A 21,870-nucleotide genomic window follows, 5' to 3' on the forward strand; every position below is an offset into this window, starting at 1 on the left:
TTCAACTCGATTCAACTCATCTCGAAGTGATGAAATTCAACGATTCAACGGTTCAACTAAAAAATATTGACCAAAACTTTTAGCGATTAACTTGATCAAAAGACTACCTCTACTCGAAAGACCCAAGGAGAGTCCTCAAAGGAAGTGTCCCGATTATAGTCCAGATCATATAGAGCCAACATATTTAATCCTCCTCTACCTCCAATAGGAAACTGTACCCCTCCTCCCAATAGAAATGTCGTATACCAATTAGGCTCCTCTTCTCCGGAGAAAGGATTGTACTGTTTAAATCGATTAGTCAGTAACTCTCCGTGTGGAAATATTCTCAGTCCATTATAGATGTCAATGAGGTATCGGGTAAAAAGTCGCCCTCCAATGATATTGGTTTCATAGGTGTATCCAGGAAAATTCTCTTTGTAATAGGTATATGAAAGAACGGTACCTGCTTGCCAGGCTTCTGTGATGCGAAAGCCCACTAAAGGGGCAAGGCTGATCGCTGTGATATCCCCAAATTGAAAGCCTACGTTTCCACCAAAAAAGAAGCGGTCCTTTAAGGGAATGCTGTTGGCTTCATACGCTGTGTCTTCTGATACTTGAGCAGTACATCGTTTGGGTAACCACAAAACTAAGGATAAAAGTAAGGAATATATTAAAATTCGGTACCACATACAGTAGAAAGGGTTAAGGTTTTTTTATTGGGTAAATCATTGATCAATTTAAGCTTTTTATAGAATAAATAGTGCTATACCCCGTGTTTGAAATAAAAAATAGAATGCGAAAATTGAAATATAAGTACTTAAGTATTAGTGTAATGATCGCATATTGGGGGTGTTTTTGCATTTTTCTAAAAAAAGTTTTTGTTTTTCTGATTCCTCTTTTACCTTTGTTTCCGATGACAAGAAATCAACTCCATATCGCAACTGTAAACCTTTGGTGGTGGCGCTCAGATATACACATTTGAGTGAACCGTTGCCTATACCCGGAGTTTTAAGAAAGAAAACACATCACATTCTGATATATAAGGCCTGTTGTTCACTCAACAGGCTTTTTTTATACCCTAAACATCCAAATAAACTTTATGAAGACATTTCAACTCAAGACGAATCAGGCCAAAATATTGGCAGATACCCTGACGCCAGTGAGCATTTACCTTCGTTTAAGAGATCAATATCCCAATACGTTTTTATTGGAGAGTTCCGATTACCATGGCGATGAGAATAGCTATACCTATATCTGTTGCGAACCAATGGCAGGGTTCTCTGTAGAGCAAGGAAAGTTAAAGAAGAGTTATCCGGATGGGAGTGAAGAGATAGAACAATTGGAGGATTATAGCGTAGCCGTTGAGCAGCTGAGTCAGTTTATGTCGGCCTTCAAGTCAGAGGACATGGGGCATAAGTTTATCTCCAATGGGTTGTTTGGGTATATGACTTTTGATGCGGTACAATACTTTGAGGATATCCGTTTCAGAGCAAAAGATAAGGACGAGCAAATTCCAGAGATTTTTTATCAGGCCTTCCGTTTTGTCATCGCGATTGACCATTTCAAGAATGAGCTTTATGTTTTTGAGCATCAGTTGGCAGAGGATACTTCTCCTTCCCGTATTGACGAGATTTTGACAATTGTAAAGAGCCGTAACTATGGTCAGTTTGACTTCTCTTGTGTAGGAGAAGAAAGCAGCAGTTTTGAGGATGAAGAGTTTTTGGAAGTATTGAAAAAAGGGAAGGAGCATTGCTATAGAGGGGATGTTTTTCAGGTGGTATTGGCCAGACGTTTCCAGCGTGCCTTTAAAGGAGATGAGTTTAATGTGTATAGGGCTTTGCGTTCGATCAACCCTTCTCCTTATCTGTTCTATTTTGATTATGGCAGTTATAAAATATTTGGTTCTTCTCCAGAAGCACAGTTGGTAATCAAAGAAGATAAAGCAACCATACACCCTATTGCCGGAACATTCCGCAGAACAGGAAATGATACGGCAGATGCGGAGTTAGCCAAAGAACTATTGAAAGATCCTAAGGAAAATGCAGAGCATGTGATGTTGGTCGATCTTGCCCGTAATGATCTGAGCCGAAATGGAGGAGAGGTAGAAGTAGAGGTGTATAGAGAAGTACAGTATTACTCTCATTTGATCCATTTAGTATCAAAGGTAAGTGGAAAGTTAGGAGAATCTTCCGATCCAATTCGTGTGGTGGCAGATACGTTCCCTGCCGGAACCCTGTCGGGGGCGCCAAAGTATCGCGCATTGGAAATCATCGACGAGAATGAAACGGTAAGTAGAGGATATTATGGGGGAGCAATTGGTTTCCTGGGTTTTAATGGAGATTTCAACCATGCCATTATGATCCGTTCCTTCCTGAGTCAGAAAAATAATTTGTACTTCCAGGCAGGAGCCGGAGTAGTGGCGGCATCCTCACCAGAAAGTGAGCTACAGGAAGTACATAATAAGTTAGCGGCTCTCCGTAATGCCTTGGAACTGGCAGAAACCCTATAATCCATTTGCTTTAAACGAATAAGACCATGAGTAAAAATATATTAGTAATCGATAACTACGACTCTTTTGTCTACAATCTGGTACACCTGATCAAGGAACTAGGCTATGACCCTAAAGTCGTAAGAAATGATAAGATCACTTTGGAGGAAGTAGCTTCTTATGACAAGATCTTACTCTCTCCTGGGCCAGGAATCCCATCAGAGGCAGGGATTATGCCTGAGTTACTGAAAACCTATGGAAGTAGTAAGAGTATTATGGGGGTATGCCTTGGACATCAGGCAATAGGAGAAGCTTTTGGGGCTACTTTATATAACATCCCTGAAGTATTGCATGGTATTGAAGGAAAGGTCAGTATCCTGAACCAGCAGACCAAGTTATTCAAAGGATTACCAGAGACTTTTTCCATAGGACATTATCACTCCTGGATAATAGATAAGGAAAGTATTGATGAGTCTGTACTTGAGATTACCGCATTAAGCAAAGAGGGCTATGTGATGGCTGTAGCGCATAGGGAGTATGATGTGCAGGGAGTACAGTTCCATCCGGAATCGGTCTTGACGCAGTTTGGGAAGGAGATGATACAGAATTGGTTGGGGAAGGTATAAGTTAAGAGGTAAAAGGTAAGAGGTAAGAAGTAAAAGGTAAAAGGTGTTTATCTATAAGCAGGAAGTTCAAGAGTTCAAATTCCGAACGAGGTACGAGTAAGGAATTGCTCTTGGACCAAGCGGTTTACTACCTTGGTTAAGGTTTGTACTGACTACTTTTAAACTAGGGATGTATTTTCTGATCATACGAAGTAAACCGTGATAAAGTCTAATTTTCTCCTTTCAACTAGATTGAAAGGATTGGCAGCTGATTAACCTACCAACCACCTAACCACCTAACCACGCTGTAAGTCATCTTGAACGTTTGAAAATATAGAACAATCATGAAACAACTATTAAATAAACTATTCGAATATAAAACCTTGAGCCGGGAAGAGGCCAAGAATACCTTAATCAAATTAGCAAAGGGAGAGTATAACAATAGCCAAATGTCGGCTTTCTTGACGGTTTTCCTGATGCGTATGGTGACCGTGGAAGAATTATCCGGATTTAGGGATGCTATGCTGGAGCTGTGTGTTAAGGTAGACCTTAGTGATTACGATGTGATGGATATTGTGGGGACAGGAGGAGATGGGAAAGATACGTTCAACATTTCGACGCTATCGTCTGTAGTGGTGGCAGCAGCAGGACAGTCCGTTGCCAAACATGGAAATAAGAGTGTTTCTTCTGTCTGTGGCTCTTCAAATGTATTGGACCATTTGGGGTATCAGTTTACCAATGACCATGACCTGTTGCGTAAAAGTTTGGATGAGACGAATATCTGCTTTTTACATGCTCCTTTATTTCACCCAGCCATGAAAAATGTAGCACCAGTACGTGGAGAGTTGGGCGTGAAAACTTTCTTTAATATGCTCGGGCCATTGGTAAATCCAGCTTTTCCAAAGAAACAGTTTTTGGGAGTATTTAATCTGGAAGTCGCTAGACTATATACGTATTTACAGCAGCAGACTGAGAATAACTTCTCGATCGTCTATGCGTTGGATGGCTATGATGAGATTTCATTGACGGGAGACTTTAAGGTGATCTCTAATGAAGGGGAGAAGGTGTATAGTCCAGAGGATTTAGGTTTGCCAATAGTAGATGCAAAAGCACTACATGGAGGGAATACCGTAGAAGAAGCGGCTCAGATTTTCATGGATATCCTAAAAGGGAACGGAAATGAGGCGCAGAATGCTGCCATTTTTGCCAATGCCGGAATGGCCTTGAGTAGTGGAAAAGGCATTACGCCAAAAGAGGGAGTGGAAGAAGCGAGAGAGGCTTTATTGTCAGGAAAAGCCTTGCAAACTTTCAATACATTGGTAGAACTATCTAAGTCTACAACTATCCTATAACCGTGGGAGCAGTTGAGGCGGCTTACGCCGCTGGTTGAGTGGCACTGCGTGCCGTTGAGTGGAGCTTCGCTCCGTTGAGATGTACTTCGCAAGTTGAGATTCTGCAGTACTGCTCTTTCTCAACAGCCCGAAGGGCTACTAAACGGAGTGAAGCTCCACTCAACGGCACACAGAACACGCCATGTAATGGACTCAACAGAGCTAGTTAGTAGTATGATGGATAAATATTAGAAACAACATGAACATACTTGATAAAATTGTTGCCCACAAAGAAGGCGAAGTAGCACTCCGAAAAGTAAAGAGAAGTATTGATGAACTGTCGAGCCGCCCTTGGTTTGATAGAGAGCCTGTTTCGGCTAAGAGTTGGATCACTAGTCCAAATCGTTCAGGGATTATTGCAGAGTTTAAGCGTCAGTCTCCTTCCAAAGGATTGATTAATGGAGAAGCAAAGGTGTCGGATGTAACGGAGGAATATATTGCAGCGGGAGCATCAGCATTATCTGTGTTGACAGACGAGCAGTTTTTTGGCGGAAAGATTGATGATCTATTGGCAGCAAGGGCAATCAATGCAGCACCTATTTTGAGAAAAGATTTTATTATAGATGAATATCAGATCTATGAAGCAAAGTCAGTAGGAGCGGATCTTATTTTGTTGATAGCTGCTTGTCTTCCTCCTGCAAGATTGAAGCAATTAGCAGCGAAAGCCAAAGAGCTAGGGATGCAGGTATTGATGGAAGTGCACAGTGAAGAAGAATTGACAGATCACCTTAATGAGCATTTGGACTTGGTAGGGGTAAATAACCGTAACCTTAAAACCTTTGAGGTAAGTATTGAAACTTCTATTCGATTGTCTGAACTCATTCCAAGGGATTTTGTGAAGATCTCAGAAAGTGGCATCAGTGATCCTGCGACGATCAAGCAGTTGAAACAATATGGCTATGAAGGCTTCTTGATAGGAGAGAATTTTATGAAAACCACAGATCCGGGAGCCGCTTGTAAAGCGTTTATAGCGCAACTATAGCTTTTGTTCATAATGTTTAGTAGTAGAGCTTCGCTCGTTCATGTTGTTTAGTTGTTGAATTGCTGAGGCAGCTTTTACTGCCTCAGCAATTCAACTCGAATCAACTTCCCGAAGGGAAAATTCGAGACGCCGTGTAACGGATTCAACGATTCAACAACTAAACATTATGAACGAGCGAAGCTCTACTAAACAACATGAACAAAATGAAGTTAAAAGTATGCGGCATGCGAGCGCCGCAAAATATAGAAGAGGTACTGACATTATCTCCTGACTACCTAGGGTTTATCTTTTACGAGAAGTCCCCTCGATTTGTAGCAAATATTCCTGAGACCATTGATTTTATTAAGTCGTTGGGTCAAGTGAAGAAGGTAGGGGTATTTGTGAATGCTCCGGTAGAGGAGTTGCTGCAAATTGCTCAGCGATATGACTTGCAGGTGATACAGTTACATGGAAAAGAGTCCGTAGAAACTTGTCGACAGGTGCGTGAGCAAGGCTATGAGGTTTTTAAGGTATTTGGTGTAGGGGAGGATTTTGATTTTTCTGTACTCAAACCTTATGAGGAGGTTGTCGATTACTTCCTTTTTGATACCAAGAGCAAGCAGCACGGAGGCACTGGAAAGACATTTGATTGGTCGGTTCTTCAAGGGTATGATAGTAAGGTGCCTTTCTTTTTAAGTGGAGGGGTAAGTTTGGAAAATCTCGAAGAAGTGAAGCAGCTGAACTTATCAACATTATATGGAATTGATGTGAATAGTCGATTTGAAAACGCTCCGGCCCTGAAAGATGTTACTTTATTAAAGGAACTGAAGAAGGGACTGCAGTCTTAACGATTTAAAATACACAAGCAAACAATAACACTTATGACATTTAAAACCCCAGACGAAAACGGATACTATGGTGATTTTGGAGGAGCATTTATTCCTGAAATGCTTTATCCGAACGTAGATGAACTGAAGCAGGCTTACTTGGAAATGATTCAGGAAGAGGCTTTCCAGAAGGAGTTTGACCAGTTGTTGAAAGATTATGTAGGGAGGCCGACTCCTTTATACTATGCTCCTAATTTATCGGCGCATTATAAAACGAATATCTATCTGAAACGTGAAGACCTGAATCACACGGGAGCGCACAAGATCAATAATACAATTGGTCAGATCCTGTTGGCAAAACGTTTGGGTAAAAAGAAAATTATTGCTGAAACAGGAGCTGGTCAACATGGTGTAGCAACAGCGACAGTCTGTGCCTTGATGGGGGTGGAGTGTATTGTCTACATGGGAGAGATTGATATGGCTCGCCAACGTCCCAATGTGGAGCGTATGCGTATCTTAGGAGCAGAGGTACGTCCGGCAACTAGTGGAAGTAAAACCCTCAAAGATGCAACCAATGAGGCGATGAGACATTGGATCAATAATCCAACAGACACACATTATATCATTGGTTCTGTGGTGGGACCTCATCCATACCCCGATATGGTTACTAGGTTTCAGTCGGTGATTTCGGAGGAAATGCGTATTCAGTTGAAAGAGCATATCGGTAGAGAAACACCAGATTACGTGATTGCTTGTGTAGGTGGGGGAAGTAATGCTGCAGGAGCCTTTTACCATTACCTGGATGAGCCGGAAGTAAACCTTGTTGCCGTAGAGGCCGCAGGGCACGGGGTACAGTCAGGGGAGTCTGCCGCAACCACGGCCTTGGGTAAGCCGGGAGTATTGCATGGCAGTAAGACAATCCTGATGCAGACGGAGGATGGACAAGTAGTAGAGCCTTATTCTATATCGGCAGGGTTGGACTACCCGGGTATAGGGCCTATTCACGCACATTTGTTCGCTTCAGGTAGAGCGTCATTCCAATACGTAACCGATGAAGAAGCCATGCAGGCAGGGATACAGCTGAGCCGTATGGAAGGTATCATCCCGGCGATAGAGTCAGCACATGCTTTCGGAGCCCTTCAAAAGATTGATTTTAAAGAGGATGATGTAGTCATCGTTAATCTTTCGGGTAGAGGAGACAAAGACCTGGAGAGTTATATCAAGTGGGGAAAGTATTAATGAAGAATGATTTGTAGGGGCGACCCCAAGTGGTCGCCCTTAGCCATAGTTGAACTTGAACACTATAGATAATAGATCTATTATTTTTTTGTACTATAAACATACAGGGACATTGTTTTAAGGATAAATAGTGGTATTTTCGTTAGCTGAAATTAAAAATCGAATACTCTCAATACTGCATTAACCGATTAGAGGTTGTTTTTCTCAAAAAAAATAAGTGTGCAGATAGAGGACACAATAAAGACTTTCTTTGCTGCTACTAATAGGTTACGAAGCTTGATGGTATTCGTATTTATATCACTTACAGGCATTTATCTACTCTCAAAAACTTTAATACCTGAATGACTAAAATAACTCGATTATTAGTGCTTTTCGCAGGCGCTTTTATAGGACCTTTTTTTGCTTTACATGCCCAGACTGTATCAGAGATCATTATTGATACAGGAGAGAAAACCAATAAGCAACTATTCTTACCCCATCATGCTACTGAGGTATCGTCTCTTTCAGCAGGCTATGTACATACGGCAGTGGTCAACTTTGGAGCGCTAAAGATTCAACAGGGTACAACTTCCATTGAAGATGTAAAGGAGGTTTCTGCAGGCTTTTACTATACGCTAGTCCTAAAAAATGATGGAACAGTAGATATACTGTCCCATGGGGAGAAGAATAAGTTTATGACTTCTGATAATATTCCGGCAGAGGTCAATACAGGAGCAAAGGTAGTGGCAATAGGCGCTGGAGATGAACATGCGGTTGTTCTGAAAGAAGATGGAAGTGTATTGACTTGGGGAGACAACACACATCAACAATTGGCGATACCGGTAGGGTTGCCTGCAATTAAGGCAATCAGTGTGGGAAATTTTCATACGTTAGCGCTTTCGACTACTGGAGAAGTATATGCTTGGGGTAAGAATGACGAAGGGCAAACTGATATTCCGACAGCTGTAACGACAGGCAATGTCAAACAACTTGCAGCCGGAGAGTTACACTCATTGGCATTACTGGAGGATGGAAACGTCGTATTTTGGGGAGATCAATCCCTATTCAATCAAGGGCCGGTTCCGGCGGAGATCCAAGGACGCGTTATTAATATAGAGGCCGGCAATCATCACACAATGGCTGTTTTGGAGGATTCTAGTTTGGTGATGTGGGGAAATGAGACTTTCTCACAGGCTAGTGAACTACAGGTATTGAAAGGAAGAAAAATAAGAAAAATTTCGGCAGGGTATGGGCATTCAGTGATTACAGCCTCCAATTACAATCCTTCGGAAATTTTGGTGGCCGATACCATCTATGTCAATGAAACGGTTTTGGAGCCAGAAGAGGAATTTGAACCTTTCGTGATTGGTTCCGCACTAGCAGTAGATAGGGATGCCGTAGATCATCTGGTGTACAGCACGACAACCTATACAGGTATATTTGGCTTTGGAGGAGGGCCTAGCTCTGCAGAAGATGATAGGGCTTTTCAGTCTGCTCCGGCAGCAGGACAATTAGGCTTGGGTGAGCCGTTGGATTACGAGACGAAGAATCTTTATACCGTTGGGCTAAGTGCTTATGACCTGAGTGGAAACGCAGTGATAGGTAGTACAGTGGTGAAGGTGTTGGATGTAAATGAGAAGCCCGATAGCTTATTCTTAGCTGCTGATAGTATTTGGGAAAATGTACCCGTAGGAAGCTTTGTGGGTACATTAAGTACTCAGGATGTAGATTTTGGCGATACGCATACCTATACGTTTGTTACAGGGGAAGGTGATAGCCACAATGATGCCTTTGAGATTCGTAACGATAGTTTGTTTACAAAGGTTAGCCTATACGGAAAGTCTTCTACGCTAAAAGTGAGAATTGAGACGGAAGATAAAGGAGGGCTTACTTTACAGGAGAGCTTCTTTATTGAGATGAAAAGAGTGCCACAAGGAGTGAGGCTATTCAATGACTCTATTCCGGAAAACCTTCCAGTCGGCGCATTGGTGAGTAAATTAGAAGCTATCAATACCAATGAGTTTAGCGTATATAGTTTCTCTTTGGATAAGGATAGTGCAGACAATGCTTACTTTCGTATCAGTGGGGATAGCCTTTTGCTTGACAGTGCCTTGAATTATGAAAAAGATGATGAATATCGAATCGTTATTGAAGTATCGGATCAAGGGATTGTTACTTATGAAGACCCAAAATGGATTGTGATCACGGATGTGAATGAGGCACCATTTGACATTACTTTCTCTGACAGTGTAATTCTTAAAACAGAGGGGATGGCGACAGGAAGTGTGATTGGCGCCTTGTCTGCCAAGGATGAGGATAAGAACGAAACCTATACCTTTACATTACCAGAGGGGCCAGGGATGTTTTCCTTGGATGGGAAGCAGGTAGTGGCAGATCCTTCTTTCTATAACTCCCCGGATACCATTTATCGTATGCTGGTACAGGTAGAGGATAGTGAGGGACTAACGTATCAGGAAGAGGTTATATTCAAGGCATTTCATTTACCTGTTCTTGATGATACCGTCGTAGAAGTATATACGCAAGAGGCTTTAGAACAACCTTTGGATACCTTGAGGGCTTATCGAGGAATCGCTCCTTATACTTATAGTATTGTGAAAGGAAACGAGGAGGGCTACTTTACCTTAGAGCATGATGTACTTTTGGCAACGGATAAGTTGTCGATAGAGGATGCTGATGAGTATTACTTCTTGACCGTAGAGGCCATAGATGCTAAAGGGTTGAAGGCACAGGCAAAAGTGATGGTGAAGCTGCAGGAGCGTTTGTCAAAGCCATATTTCTATGCTGATAGTATGTATACGATTCATGAAGATATTCCGGTAGGGGAAGTATTCGGTATTGTACCTGCGAGAAGCGATAAGGAAGGGTCGCTGACATTTGAGTTGATTGATCAGAAGCAAGCCAAGGATTTTGCCGTATCCTTAGTAGAAGGTAAGTTAAGTGTAGCCGGAAATCTGGAGGCGAACCGCCAATCGTTTTACGAACTAAAGGTACGTGTAACCGATCAGGATGGAGAAACAGCAGAAGGAACGGTACAAGTGAAAGTGATCAATGTGAACCGTGCTCCTTATGAAATTGAGTGGGAAGAAACATCGGTATATGTACAAGAAGGAGCAGTGGTACCAATTTACGTTGGAACCCTTCATACGAAAGATAAAGATGAAGAAGATTCTCATATGTATGAGTTAGTTAATCATTTTAATTCGAAGAATGACGACGATGACGACGATGACGACGACGATGACGATGACGACGACCGTGGTGACAATAGTGATTCTTTCTTTGAAATATTACCGAATGGAGAAGTTTATCTTATCAAAACAGTTCCATCAGATCGTTCAACTTTATTTTTTACTGTGAAATCTACTGATAATGGAGTTCCTGTAAAGTCTGTAACACAAAAGATGGCCGTTCCTGTGAAGTTACTGGATGAACTGGTAATCTATAACTCTTTCACGCCAAACGGAGATGGCGTAAATGACACTTGGTATATCGATGGCATAAAAGAGTATACCCCATCTTATGTAGTCGTGTTTAACGGAGCAGGTAATAAGGTTTTTGAAACCAAGAAAGGAGATGAATGGGATGGCCGATACCAAGGCAAGGAGCAACCTGTAGGAGTATACTACTATGTGGTAGCTTTAGGAAACAAGGCGCCAATTAAAGGTACGGTAACAATTCTTCGATAAGAGCTTGTCTGAATCAGTGTTACAAGCAAGCTCTAAGCAGTATTCGTTCGATATGTTCAATTGTAATTGAACATATCGAACAACTCATGTTTTGCATATCCTAATAGAGTAAAATAATCCATTTATGAGTATTTATATACGTTATTTTTCAGCGTTATTCCTTTTTTTGTTTCCATTTTTGAGTGATGCCCAGCAATTTTATTTAACACAGTATTCTCAGGCACTTCCTTGGTACAACCCATCATTTACGGGAATAGAGTCTTTTTCAGCAGTAGATTTAGGGATAAGAGATAATGGAGGGGGAGATGTGAATACCCCTACAACAATGCAGGTGAATATTAATTTAGCATTGACAGGTGAAAATAAGAAGTATGGGCAGGAAACAAAGACAGTCAAGCGCCCTAATATTACTTTTCGTACCAGTGACCAGACACTTTTTAGTCGACATGATACAAAAGTGGAAACAGAGGTGCATGGTGGAGGACTAAGGAAACGTCAGGAAGTTTTTGAAGCCCGTAGTAAACATGGATTAGGAGCAGGCTTGGTGAGTATAAAAGCCGGAGGTATCGTACAGTATCAAGGACAGTTATCTTATGCCTTTCATTTGCCTTTATCTAAGCGCTGGAAGGCTTCTTTTGGAGCGGCAGCACTAGTTTCGAGTTCCAGGTATAATGTGATAGATTATACAATGAGAAACTCGAATGATCAAATTTACTTAGAACTTCTGGATAAGGGAGGTCGTCAGGAACTATTCTATTATTTAAATATGGGAGGAACGCTGTATAGTCAGCGATATCATTTGAGTTATGCGTACACGAATGTGTTAGGAGGGAATTTAGAAAATACGGCGAATGACTCTAGCGCAATTAGTAATAAAATGGAAGATGTTCACGGAATAATGGCAGGAATGAGGATATCTCTTGGGGGAAGGTCAGAGTTACAGCCTAATGTATTATTACTATTAAGAACGAATACTCCTTCCTTGATTAGCCCAGGAGTCAAGTGGATATACGATCAGAAATTTATGGCAGGAGTAAATTATCGTCCAAACGAATCTGTCGATTTTATAACAGCTGTAATGCTTTCCCCTCAGATTAAATTTGGGTATTCTTTTGACTTACTGATTGGGGATCCTAATAATACAGATTTTCGAATGCATGAGCTATCCCTTTCCTTTATATTGAATAGAGATAATAAAACTTTTGACCGTCGTTTTTGGTAATGAAACAATACTTTTTTTTGAATGCTAAGTGGAGTTTGATGGGAGCATTATTATGTATCCTAGGGACTTCGATGAGCTTCGCACAGGATACTCTTGTTTTTTCGGACCTTAAGAAAGTGGAGGAGGTGAGCTCAATACATGAAGAAATATTTCCTTTGTCTTTCGGAGAGAAGCAGTTGTTGTTTACAAGGATATATCGCCCTGAAGCAGGACAGCAGACTATAAAATATGGGACATGGTGTCTGGATGTAGAGACAGGAGCAGAACAACAACTTCACTTACTTGAGGAAGGAGGGAAGGAAGCTATCGTGGGAGTTACGGATAGTTTACTTTATGTAAAACAGGTTTATCAAGGAGAAATACATTTATTTAGCTTATCCAAGGCAGTATTAGAAGGTGGAGAAAGTAAAGCAATAGAGGTAGAGATTCCGGGATTGAAAGATATAAGCTCCTTGAGTGTTTGCGCTACAGGGGATATAATGTTGATTGTGATGAGTAGTGGGAGACGAAAGGAGCAGGATGACTTATTTGTTAGTTTTAAAAAGGGCTTGTCAGCAGGTAAGGAGCATTGGACAAGGCCAAAGTCGTTAGGAAGAACGATTAATTCAATGGCTTATGAGTTATCTCCTTTTTTGCAGAGAGATACAAAGACCTTATTCTTCTCTAGTGAGCGTGAGGGAGGAAAAGGTGGTGCAGATATCTACAGAACAGAGCGATTGGATGATACCTGGCAGCAATGGGCTGAGCCTATTAACCTAAGTGAAATCAACACAGAGCACTTTGATGCGTATTTTGTATGGGAGGATAGCTTGGCTTATTGGGCGAGTAATCGAGATACTGCAGCGGCAGCTTTATCGGATATTTATAGGGCTGAAGGTCGTTGGAATAAAGTGGAATTAGCAAAAGATATAGTCGATAGGCAAGCAGGTATAGTCCCGGATACAACAGCATCATTATACGCCAATAGGAAGTTACCATTATCAACAGCAGAGTCACCGGCGGAAAAAGGACTATTTTTATTGGATGCTTCTACATCGGTAAAGGAATATGCGATTGAGTTTGGGGTGGGAAGTGCAGACCTGTATTGGAAAGACATCGCATTACTCAATAAGCTTAGTCAGGTATTGATACAAAACAGGAATTATATGATCAAATTGCAAGGGCATGCTGATGCAGTAGGTTCCAGTGATGATAACCTGATACTATCCAGGCAGAGGGCCGAAGCAATTCGTCACTATTTGTTGGAAAAAGGAGTGTCATTTGCACAGGTGAAAGTACAGTATCATGGAGAGAAAGAACCGCTAACTTCTAATAATACAAAAGAAGGACGGCAGCAAAACCGCAGAGTAGAAATATATCTCTCCAAAATAGATATTGAACAATGATATATGATTAAAAGACATCGAGTAATAGACATCGAAAGACTTATCCTTTTTCGATGTCTTTTTTTGTCGTAAGGTGTCTAAAGTCACATAACACCCTTGTATTTCCCACAGAACCTTAACAGAAGAGTTGGCAGCTTATGGGTGGTGACTTTTTTTCGTATATTGCTCATTCCGTCTAGAGTAAGAGTCTGTTTAGTGCCCTATTCTCAAAATATGGATACCAAACAAGCTCTAGGTTAAAGTGAAGGGTAAATAAGCAAACGCAAACATGAACTGGAAGAAAGAACTAAAAAGCTGGGGTATTACCGTTGCTGTAATCTTAGGGTTGTATGTGACAGGTTTACACACAGAGGTGATCGGATTATTACAAAGAGTAACATTGGCAACAGGGTTGAGGGAGGCTTCTGTATTGCATAAGCCTGAGCAAGCTTCTTATGATATGATATTAGAAGATTTGGAAGGAAATCATATGGCTCTGTCAGAACTGAAAGGTAAAAATATATTTATGAACTTCTGGGCTACTTGGTGTCCTCCTTGTATCGCCGAGATGCCGGAAATTGAAGAGCTGTATCAAGAGCTGGAAAAAGAAGATAAAGCAGCCTTTGTCATGATATCTGTCGATGAGGATCTGGAAAAGGTAAAGCATTTTATGGAGAGAAAGGGATTTTCTTTTCCGGTTTATCGCTTGCGCTCTGAGCGCCCTGCAATGTATCGCAGTAATTCCATCCCTACCACCTTTATTATTTCTTCAGAAGGGAAGGTGGTTGTGAGACAAATTGGTATTGCTAGTTATTTAAATGACGGAATACGCTCATTGATGAAAAAATAATAATAAAAAATACCCTTGAGGGAACTTTCTCACAAGAGTGGTTTTTTAGGAAATATTATTGAAATGCAGGCACCTAGGTTAACGAATATTTAATAAAAATTCTTATCTTCACGGGATGTATTCTACATAATTCCTTTGCACCTTAAAAGTAAATATGTAGTTTTGCACCCTATTTTGCATAAATAGTACTTTATTGAGAGCATTTTCAGCATTTTAAGAGATGCTTTATAGCAGATAAAGTTTGTTCCGAAAATCAAACAAAATATTACCTTGGCTACATTCACACACGGCAGGAAAAACTTCGCGTCAGCAGAAAGAATTATGGACTATCCTAACTTTCTGGACGTTCAGTTTGAGTCATTTAAAGATTTCTTTCAGTTAGATACCCCGCCAGATAAACGTAAAGAAGAGGGTCTTTACAAAGTATTCCAAGAAAACTTCCCAATTGCGGATTCCAGAGAGAATTTCGTATTGGAGTTTATTGACTATACGGTGGATCCTCCTAAGTATACGGTTGACGAGTGTATCGAAAGAGGCTTGACCTATAGCGTTCCTTTGAAGGCAAAGCTAAGGCTTTACTGTAATGATGAGGACAATGAAGACTTTGAGACCATCGAGCAAGAGGTGTTCTTAGGAACAGTTCCTTACATGACTGAGCGTGGCTCTTTCGTGATCAATGGTGCAGAGCGTGTTATTGTATCTCAGCTACACAGATCTCCAGGGGTGTTCTTTGCACAATCAAAGCATACCAATGGTACAAAGCTTTACTCAGCAAGGGTAATTCCTTTTAAAGGATCTTGGATCGAGTTTGCGACCGACGTAAATAACGTAATGTATGCGTACATCGATCGTAAGAAAAAATTCCCGGTAACAACTCTTCTAAGAGCAATTGGATGGGGTGGTGACCGAGATATCCTAGGATTATTCAACCTTTCAGAGGAAGTTGAGGCTACATCTGCTGCTTTGCAAAAAGTAGTGGGTAGAAAGCTTGCTGCCCGTGTTTTGAAAACATGGACAGAGGATTTTGTAGATGAAGATACTGGAGAGGTAGTTTCTATCGATCGTAACGAGATCTTGCTAGAGCGTGATCACGAGATCGAAGAAAGTGATATTGACTTGATCCTTGATTCAGGGGTTAGCACGATTATCTTGCACCGTGCAGATATCAATATCGCAGATTACCAAATTATCTATAATACGTTACAGAAGGATAACTCTAACTCTGAGAAAGAGGCCGTTGAGCAAATCTATCGTCAGCTTCGTAATACAGAAGCTCCAGATGAGCAAACAGCAAGAGAGATTATCCAAAACTTGTTCTTCTCTGACAAGCGTTATGATTTGGGTGAGGTAGGTCGTTACAGAATCAACAAGAAGTTGAAGCACGACCCGGATACCAACAACCAAAAAGTCTTGACAAAAGACGATATCATTGAAATCATCCGTTTCTTGATCACTTTGATCAACTCTAAAGCGGTAGTGGATGATATTGACCACTTGTCAAACAGACGTGTTAGAACAGTAGGAGAGCAGTTGCATAGCCAGTTTGGCGTAGGTTTGGCGCGTATGGCGCGTACAATCAAAGAAAGAATGAACGTACGTGACAATGAGGATTTCAAGCCAGTAGACTTGATCAATGCTCGTACATTGTCATCTGTTATCAACTCTTTCTTCGGTACAAACCAGTTATCTCAGTTCATGGACCAAACAAACCCATTGGCCGAGGTAACACACAAACGAAGAGTTTCCGCTTTGGGACCAGGTGGTCTTTCTCGTGAAAGAGCAGGTTTCGAGGTTCGTGACGTTCACTATACACACTACGGTCGTCTTTGTACAATTGAGACTCCGGAAGGTCCAAACATTGGTTTGATTTCTTCACTTTGTACGTATGCAAAAGTGAACTCTATGGGATTCATCGAAACTCCTTACCGTGAGGTGAAAGAGGGTGTGGTGACCAAAGATATCACTTACTTGAGTGCAGAAGAGGAAGATGGCGTATTTATCGCACAAGCGAAGATTGATCTGAATGAGCAGGGAGCATTTACTGACGAGCTAATGAAGGTTCGTTTTGAAGGTGACTTCCCATTGAAATCACCAGATGAGATTAGCTATGTGGATATCGCTCCAAACCAGATTGTATCGGTAGCCGCATCTATGATTCCTTTCTTGGAGCATGATGATGCCAACCGTGCCTTGATGGGATCCAACATGCAGCGTCAGGCAGTTCCATTGTTGAAGCCTGAAGCACCAATCGTAGGTACAGGTCTGGAAAGACGTGTTGCGATTGACTCTAGAACAGTATTGTTAGCGAGAGAAGATGGTGAGGTAGCATTCGTAGATGCGAATAAAATCCATATGCGTTATGACCTTTCTGCGGACCAACGTCTGACTTCTTTCGATAATGAGATCGTAGAGCATAGCTTGGTGAAGTTCAGAAGAACCAACCAGGATACTTGTATGAACATGAGACCTCTGGTAAAAAGAGGTGATCTTGTGAAGAAAGGACAAGTATTGTCGGAAGGATACTCTACTGAGGAAGGAGAGTTGGCATTGGGTAAAAACATGTTGGTGGCATTCGTGCCATGGCAAGGTTACAACTTTGAGGATGCGATCGTAATCTCAGAAAGAGTTGTAAGAAATGACGTGTTTACTTCATTGCACATCGAAGAATTCGAACTTGAAGTAAGAGATACTAAGCGTGGTGAGGAAGAATTGACTTCTGAAATTCCGAACGTAAGTGAGGATGCAGTGAAGAACCTGGATGAGAATGGTATTATCCGTGTAGGTAGCTTCATCAAGGAAGGAGATATTCTTGTTGGTAAAATTACGCCTAAAGGAGAGTCTGACCCTACACCAGAGGAGAAGCTATTGAGAGCAATCTTCGGTGATAAGGCAGGTGATGTGAAAGATGCTTCTATGAAAGCTTCTGCATCTCTTAGAGGTACAGTAATTGATACTAAGTTGTTCTCTCGTCCTAAGAAAGACAAGGACATGAGAGCGAAAGCCAAGCTTGAGGTTGAAAAACTTAAAAAGCAATATTCAAGAGACCTGAAAGGACTTGAGGTGAAAGCCATCAACAAACTGACTGAGTTGTTGGATGGATTGACTTCTCAGGGAGTATTCCACAAGTTCGGTGAGGAGATCTTGAGCAAAGGAGTGAAATTCTCTTATGAGAACATTCAGAAGAACTTGTTCCCAGAGAGAAACCCTTATAAAGATGAGTCAAGCTACGCAGTTCCTGAGGAAGTGAACCTATTGGGTGATCTAATTTTGGAGAACTGGACTGAGGATGCAAGAGTTAACGCAATGATTGCAGCCATGGTTAAAAACTATACTGTTGCTCGTAACGAGTTGACCAGCCGATTCAAACGTGATCGTTTCACATTGGAGGTAGGTGATGAGTTACCAACAGGTATTGTGAAGCTTGCAAAAGTATACGTTGCTAAGAAACGTAAACTGAAAGTAGGGGATAAGATGGCCGGTCGTCACGGTAACAAGGGTGTTGTGGCGAAGATCGTTCCTGAAGAGGATATGCCATTCTTGGAAGATGGAACACCGATGGACGTTTGTTTGAACCCATTGGGGGTACCTTCTCGTATGAACCTTGGTCAGATTTACGAAACAGTCCTAGGTTGGGCAGGTAGAAAACTAGGAAGAAAGTATGCGACACCAATCTTTGATGGTGCTTCTGAAGAGGAAGTAAGATTAGAGTTGGAAGAAGCAGGACTACCTAGATTTGGACGTGCTTACCTATATGACGGTAACACTGGAGAGCGTTTTGACCAGGCAGTAACAGTAGGTATCATGTACATGCTGAAACTAGGTCACTTGGTAGATGACAAGATGCACGCCCGTTCAATCGGTCCTTACTCATTGATTACACAGCAGCCATTGGGTGGTAAAGCTCAGTTTGGTGGTCAGCGTTTTGGTGAGATGGAGGTTTGGGCACTTGAGGCATTCGGTGCATCCAACGTTCTTCGTGAGATCTTGACAGTGAAGTCCGATGATGTAATTGGTAGAGCAAAAGCTTATGAAGCGATTGTGAAAGGTGAAAACATGCCGAAGCCAAGCATTCCGGAATCATTCAACGTATTGGTACACGAATTAAGAGGTTTGGCGCTAGAAATTACGCTAGACTAAAAAACGATATGTAGCCAAAAAAACCTGCAGGACTATTCTTGCAGGTTTTTTTACGTTTAAAAGGTAGGCAACATAGAATAGTTGAAGTAGATTATTTACTTTTGTATCCCTTTGTTTTTACTCAGTAGGTACAAAGGGCTTTCTTGAGATTATTATCCAGCATAAAGTATATTAAAGATGAAATTAAGAGACGTAGCTGCAATAGCAGGCAAACCTGGTTTGTATAAAATTTTGAAACCTACTCGCACAGGAGTTATCGTAGAGGAGATCGGAGGAACGAAGAAAATGGTAGTGAATGCTAACCAGAGAATTTCAGTACTTCAGGAAATCTCTATCTATGTTGTTGGAGAGGCTGAGGAGTCTATTCCTTTGGAGGATGCATTTAAAATGATCCACGAAAAGTGTGAAGGAAAAGCAGACGTGAACGTTGCAGATGAAGCTTCTTTGAGAGAGTTTATGGAAGATGCTCTACCGAACTATGATCAAGCTAGAGTATACAACTCAGACATCAAGAAATTGGTGAACTGGTATAACCTTCTTGCTGCAAATTATCCTGAAGTATTTGAGGATGATGAGGAAGAAGCAACAGAGGAAGGTGCTGAGTAAGCACATTTCTTGAAGACTTAACGACAAATAGCAGTTTTTAGACTGTATATTATGTAGTTCAAGCTGAAAGTCATTTAAATGGCTTTCAGCTTTTTTTTTAAATTAACTATCTTATAGCTATTGGTTCAGGTGAATGTCCTTTGACTTGACTTTTCAGCTAACTTTTATATCATAAGAGCTTGTCTGAATTAGTATTCCAAACAAGCGCTAAATAATCCTATAAATAAATTTAATAAACCTTAAACAAATTACCATTCTATGTCGACCACACATAAATACAACATGGGAGTAATTGGCAATTGCGCATACATGGCTTATGTCGATGATGTGGCAAATGTCAAGTGGCTTTGCTGGCCCAAGTTTGACAGTAGTTTTGTCTTTGGAGGACTTCTGGATGAAGAAAAAGGAGGGAAGTTTGCGATCGTTCCGGAAACAGAAGATTTTACGACTCAACAATATTATGTACCCAATACTAATATTCTGTGTACCGAATTTCATCAGGAAAATGGTGATTCTTTTAAGGTGACGGATTTTGCTCCCCGTTTTACGCAGGCGGATCGTTACTATAAACCTTTGATGCTGATTCGTAAGATCGAACCTATGCATGGGGTTTGTAGAATAAAAGTGGAGTGTGAACCCATGGCAGAATATGGGAAAGTCCAACCTGAAAAGTCTCAAGGAAGTAATCATATTCGCTATATCGGATATGAGCAGCCCATGCGCTTGACGACAAACATTCCATTGAGCTACATTATGGATGAATCGTATTTTGTCCTCAGTGGAGCTGTGTACTTGGTGATGACCTATGGAACTCCTTTGGAAGCTTCTTTGAAAACGACGGTAGAGACTTTTTATCAGAAGACGAAAGGGTATTGGAGACAATGGGTGAAATCAACCAGTATTGGTACGTTTGCACAAGAAAAAGTGATTCGCTCTGCACTCATTCTTAAAATACATCAGTTTGAGGATACTGGTGCAATCATTGCCTCCGGTTCTACGAGCTTACCCGAGCATCCAGGTAGTGGACGAAATTGGGATTACCGTTATTGTTGGATGCGTGATACCTATTATACGCTGAACGCCTTCAATAATATTGGTCACTTTGAAGAAATGGAAGGGTATTTCCGTTACATCGAAAATGTGGCCAGTAGGGAGACCGAACGACATTTACAGCCACTCTATAGTATTACAGCAGAAAAAAAACTGACAGAGATAGAGTTAGACTTAAGTGGGTATCAGGGAAATAATAAACCTGTACGTATTGGTAATGATGCCTATACACATATTCAGAATGATGTTTATGGGCAGGTCTTTGTATCGCTATTACCTTTCTATAATGATAAGCGCTTCAGTAACCCCCATCGACAGTATACCAAAGAGAACCTCCAGAAGTTACTCTATAAGATCTCTGAGACAATGGAGCAGCCTGATGCAGGGTTGTGGGAGTTTAGGAATAAGGCACAGCTACATTGTTATACTTTCTTGTTTCATTGGGCTGGAGCTTGCTCGGCAGAGAAAATAGCCGATTACTTTCAGGATGATAAGTTTAGAGCAGAGGCCATAAAGCTGAAAAAAGAGGCTATAGAGAAGATTGAGGCATGTAAAGACCCTGAGACGGGAGTGTATATGCAAGCGGTAGGTTCCAAGGATATGGATGCAAGCTGTTTGCAGTTAATTACCATGGGATATTTGGATCCTCGTTCAGAGGAAGCCAGAATACACTTAGAAGGAATGGAAAAGGAGTTAAAGGCAGAAAATGGCTTGTTCTATCGTTATAAACATGAAGATGACTTCGGAACACCTTCTTCTACTTTCCTGATTTGTGGCTATTGGTATATAGAAGCACTGGCTTGTGTAGGAAGAGTAGATGAGGCAATTGATTATTTTAATCAAATAGCCAAATATGCCAATCATTTGGGGCTGTTGAGTGAGGATGTAGATGAACGAGATGGAAGTCAATGGGGAAATTTCCCTCAAACATACAGTCATGTAGGTTTAATCAATGCGGCTTACCGTATTGCCAAGAAATTGGATCTGCCAAACTTCTTAGGGAAAAGTAGTTGATAGATAACGATTTATGCGTATAAGTGAAAAGCCCATACAGTCTATGTATGGGCTTTTTTATGTTGCTAGGTATTATCTGCTATAGTGTATCTTGAAAACTGCTAAAAATCATTTTTTGAAAAAAACAAGGATATTAAGTGTACAACTGGGGTTTATTAGTGTTAAAAAAAGTTAAAATTAAAGTTTGTTTTCTTAAATACAAGGAATTCTTGTTCTCAGGACACTTAACAAAGGATCTTCTTCATCTATGAGGTATTGAAGTATAAAATTTGAAAAGTGTCAATTTATCATGAAATAATATTCTATAAGTGTAGTTTTGTCATATCTAAAATTTTATGATAAGTGTAATTTTTGGAATTTTATTTCAAAAAATAGACTATTGACTTATCGAAAGATTATGTGCTGCTTTGTATTGTCAGCGGGGCGAAAAGGTGCTGAAAGACAAAGGACT

14 protein-coding genes are annotated in these 21,870 nt (G+C 41.0%); 13 read left to right on the forward strand and 1 reads right to left on the reverse strand.

The genetic code is table 11. From position 1 onward, the window contains the following. Positions 1-95: 95 nt before the first annotated feature. Entirely contained in the window at positions 96-668 is a 573-nt protein-coding gene (locus ABD985_RS19545) for a hypothetical protein (RefSeq protein WP_345374741.1), read from the reverse strand. Positions 669-1,078: 410 nt separating this feature from the next. Here ABD985_RS19545 and ABD985_RS19550 point away from each other — a divergent pair, with 410 nt between their 5' ends. The 13 genes from ABD985_RS19550 (at position 1,079) to ABD985_RS19610 (ending at position 21,419) form a co-directional block, all read left to right on the forward strand. Further along, a complete protein-coding gene (locus ABD985_RS19550) occupies positions 1,079-2,488 on the forward strand; it encodes an anthranilate synthase component I family protein (RefSeq protein WP_345374742.1) in 1,410 nt (469 codons plus the stop codon). A gap of 26 nt (positions 2,489-2,514) precedes the next feature. Further along, positions 2,515-3,093, forward strand: coding sequence for an anthranilate synthase component II (locus ABD985_RS19555; protein ID WP_345374743.1), 579 nt, complete (start codon positions 2,515-2,517; stop codon positions 3,091-3,093). Positions 3,094-3,416: 323 nt separating this feature from the next. Beyond that, positions 3,417-4,424 (forward strand): anthranilate phosphoribosyltransferase, encoded by a 1,008-nt coding sequence (trpD, locus tag ABD985_RS19560; protein WP_345374744.1) that lies wholly within the window; start codon positions 3,417-3,419, stop codon positions 4,422-4,424. A gap of 238 nt (positions 4,425-4,662) precedes the next feature. After that, complete coding sequence (gene trpC, locus ABD985_RS19565; protein ID WP_345374745.1) at positions 4,663-5,445, forward strand: indole-3-glycerol phosphate synthase TrpC; 783 nt, start codon at positions 4,663-4,665, stop codon at positions 5,443-5,445. A gap of 203 nt (positions 5,446-5,648) precedes the next feature. After that, a complete protein-coding gene (locus ABD985_RS19570) occupies positions 5,649-6,272 on the forward strand; it encodes a phosphoribosylanthranilate isomerase (protein ID WP_345374746.1) in 624 nt (207 codons plus the stop codon). Between the two features lie 33 nt (positions 6,273-6,305). After that, positions 6,306-7,490, forward strand: coding sequence for a tryptophan synthase subunit beta (trpB, locus tag ABD985_RS19575; RefSeq protein WP_345374747.1), 1,185 nt, complete (start codon positions 6,306-6,308; stop codon positions 7,488-7,490). A 341-nt stretch (positions 7,491-7,831) separates the two neighbouring features. Continuing rightward, positions 7,832-11,176, forward strand: a complete 3,345-nt coding sequence (locus ABD985_RS19580) for a cadherin domain-containing protein (protein ID WP_345374748.1) — start codon at positions 7,832-7,834, stop codon at positions 11,174-11,176. A 124-nt stretch (positions 11,177-11,300) separates the two neighbouring features. Further along, on the forward strand, positions 11,301-12,398 hold the full coding sequence (locus ABD985_RS19585) for a PorP/SprF family type IX secretion system membrane protein (RefSeq protein ID WP_345374749.1): 1,098 nt from the start codon (positions 11,301-11,303) through the stop codon (positions 12,396-12,398). Further along, positions 12,398-13,783: an OmpA family protein gene (locus ABD985_RS19590; RefSeq protein ID WP_345374750.1), complete on the forward strand. Its 1,386-nt coding sequence runs from the start codon at positions 12,398-12,400 to the stop codon at positions 13,781-13,783. Before ABD985_RS19585 ends, ABD985_RS19590 begins: the two co-directional genes overlap by 1 nt. A 268-nt stretch (positions 13,784-14,051) precedes the next feature. Then, complete coding sequence (locus ABD985_RS19595; RefSeq protein WP_345374752.1) at positions 14,052-14,612, forward strand: TlpA family protein disulfide reductase; 561 nt, start codon at positions 14,052-14,054, stop codon at positions 14,610-14,612. A 270-nt stretch (positions 14,613-14,882) separates the two neighbouring features. Then, the gene (gene rpoB, locus ABD985_RS19600) at positions 14,883-18,749 is read left to right on the forward strand and encodes a DNA-directed RNA polymerase subunit beta (RefSeq protein WP_345374753.1); all 3,867 of its coding nucleotides are present in this window, start codon (positions 14,883-14,885) and stop codon (positions 18,747-18,749) included. Positions 18,750-18,926: 177 nt separating this feature from the next. After that, positions 18,927-19,355: a DUF5606 family protein gene (locus tag ABD985_RS19605; RefSeq protein WP_345374754.1), complete on the forward strand. Its 429-nt coding sequence runs from the start codon at positions 18,927-18,929 to the stop codon at positions 19,353-19,355. A 258-nt stretch (positions 19,356-19,613) separates the two neighbouring features. Next, positions 19,614-21,419, forward strand: a complete 1,806-nt coding sequence (locus tag ABD985_RS19610; RefSeq protein WP_345374755.1) for a glycoside hydrolase family 15 protein — start codon at positions 19,614-19,616, stop codon at positions 21,417-21,419. The last annotated feature ends 451 nt before the right edge of the window (positions 21,420-21,870 follow it).

Source organism: Algivirga pacifica (genome assembly GCF_039543525.1).
In the GTDB taxonomy this organism is placed as follows: Bacteria; Bacteroidota; Bacteroidia; order Cytophagales; family Flammeovirgaceae; genus Algivirga; species Algivirga pacifica.

Bases quoted from the DNA above. Each gene is read 5' to 3' on its own strand.
- ABD985_RS19545 (WP_345374741.1), bottom strand. From the start codon at position 668: ATGTGGTACCGAATTTTAATATATTCCTTACTTTTATCCTTAGTTTTG.
- ABD985_RS19550 (WP_345374742.1), top strand. From the start codon at position 1,079: ATGAAGACATTTCAACTCAAGACGAATCAGGCCAAAATATTGGCAGAT.
- ABD985_RS19555 (WP_345374743.1), top strand. From the start codon at position 2,515: ATGAGTAAAAATATATTAGTAATCGATAACTACGACTCTTTTGTCTAC.
- trpD (WP_345374744.1), top strand. From the start codon at position 3,417: ATGAAACAACTATTAAATAAACTATTCGAATATAAAACCTTGAGCCGG.
- trpC (WP_345374745.1), top strand. From the start codon at position 4,663: ATGAACATACTTGATAAAATTGTTGCCCACAAAGAAGGCGAAGTAGCA.
- ABD985_RS19570 (WP_345374746.1), top strand. From the start codon at position 5,649: ATGAAGTTAAAAGTATGCGGCATGCGAGCGCCGCAAAATATAGAAGAG.
- trpB (WP_345374747.1), top strand. From the start codon at position 6,306: ATGACATTTAAAACCCCAGACGAAAACGGATACTATGGTGATTTTGGA.
- ABD985_RS19580 (WP_345374748.1), top strand. From the start codon at position 7,832: ATGACTAAAATAACTCGATTATTAGTGCTTTTCGCAGGCGCTTTTATA.
- ABD985_RS19585 (WP_345374749.1), top strand. From the start codon at position 11,301: ATGAGTATTTATATACGTTATTTTTCAGCGTTATTCCTTTTTTTGTTT.
- ABD985_RS19590 (WP_345374750.1), top strand. From the start codon at position 12,398: ATGAAACAATACTTTTTTTTGAATGCTAAGTGGAGTTTGATGGGAGCA.
- ABD985_RS19595 (WP_345374752.1), top strand. From the start codon at position 14,052: ATGAACTGGAAGAAAGAACTAAAAAGCTGGGGTATTACCGTTGCTGTA.
- ABD985_RS19605 (WP_345374754.1), top strand. From the start codon at position 18,927: ATGAAATTAAGAGACGTAGCTGCAATAGCAGGCAAACCTGGTTTGTAT.
- ABD985_RS19610 (WP_345374755.1), top strand. From the start codon at position 19,614: ATGTCGACCACACATAAATACAACATGGGAGTAATTGGCAATTGCGCA.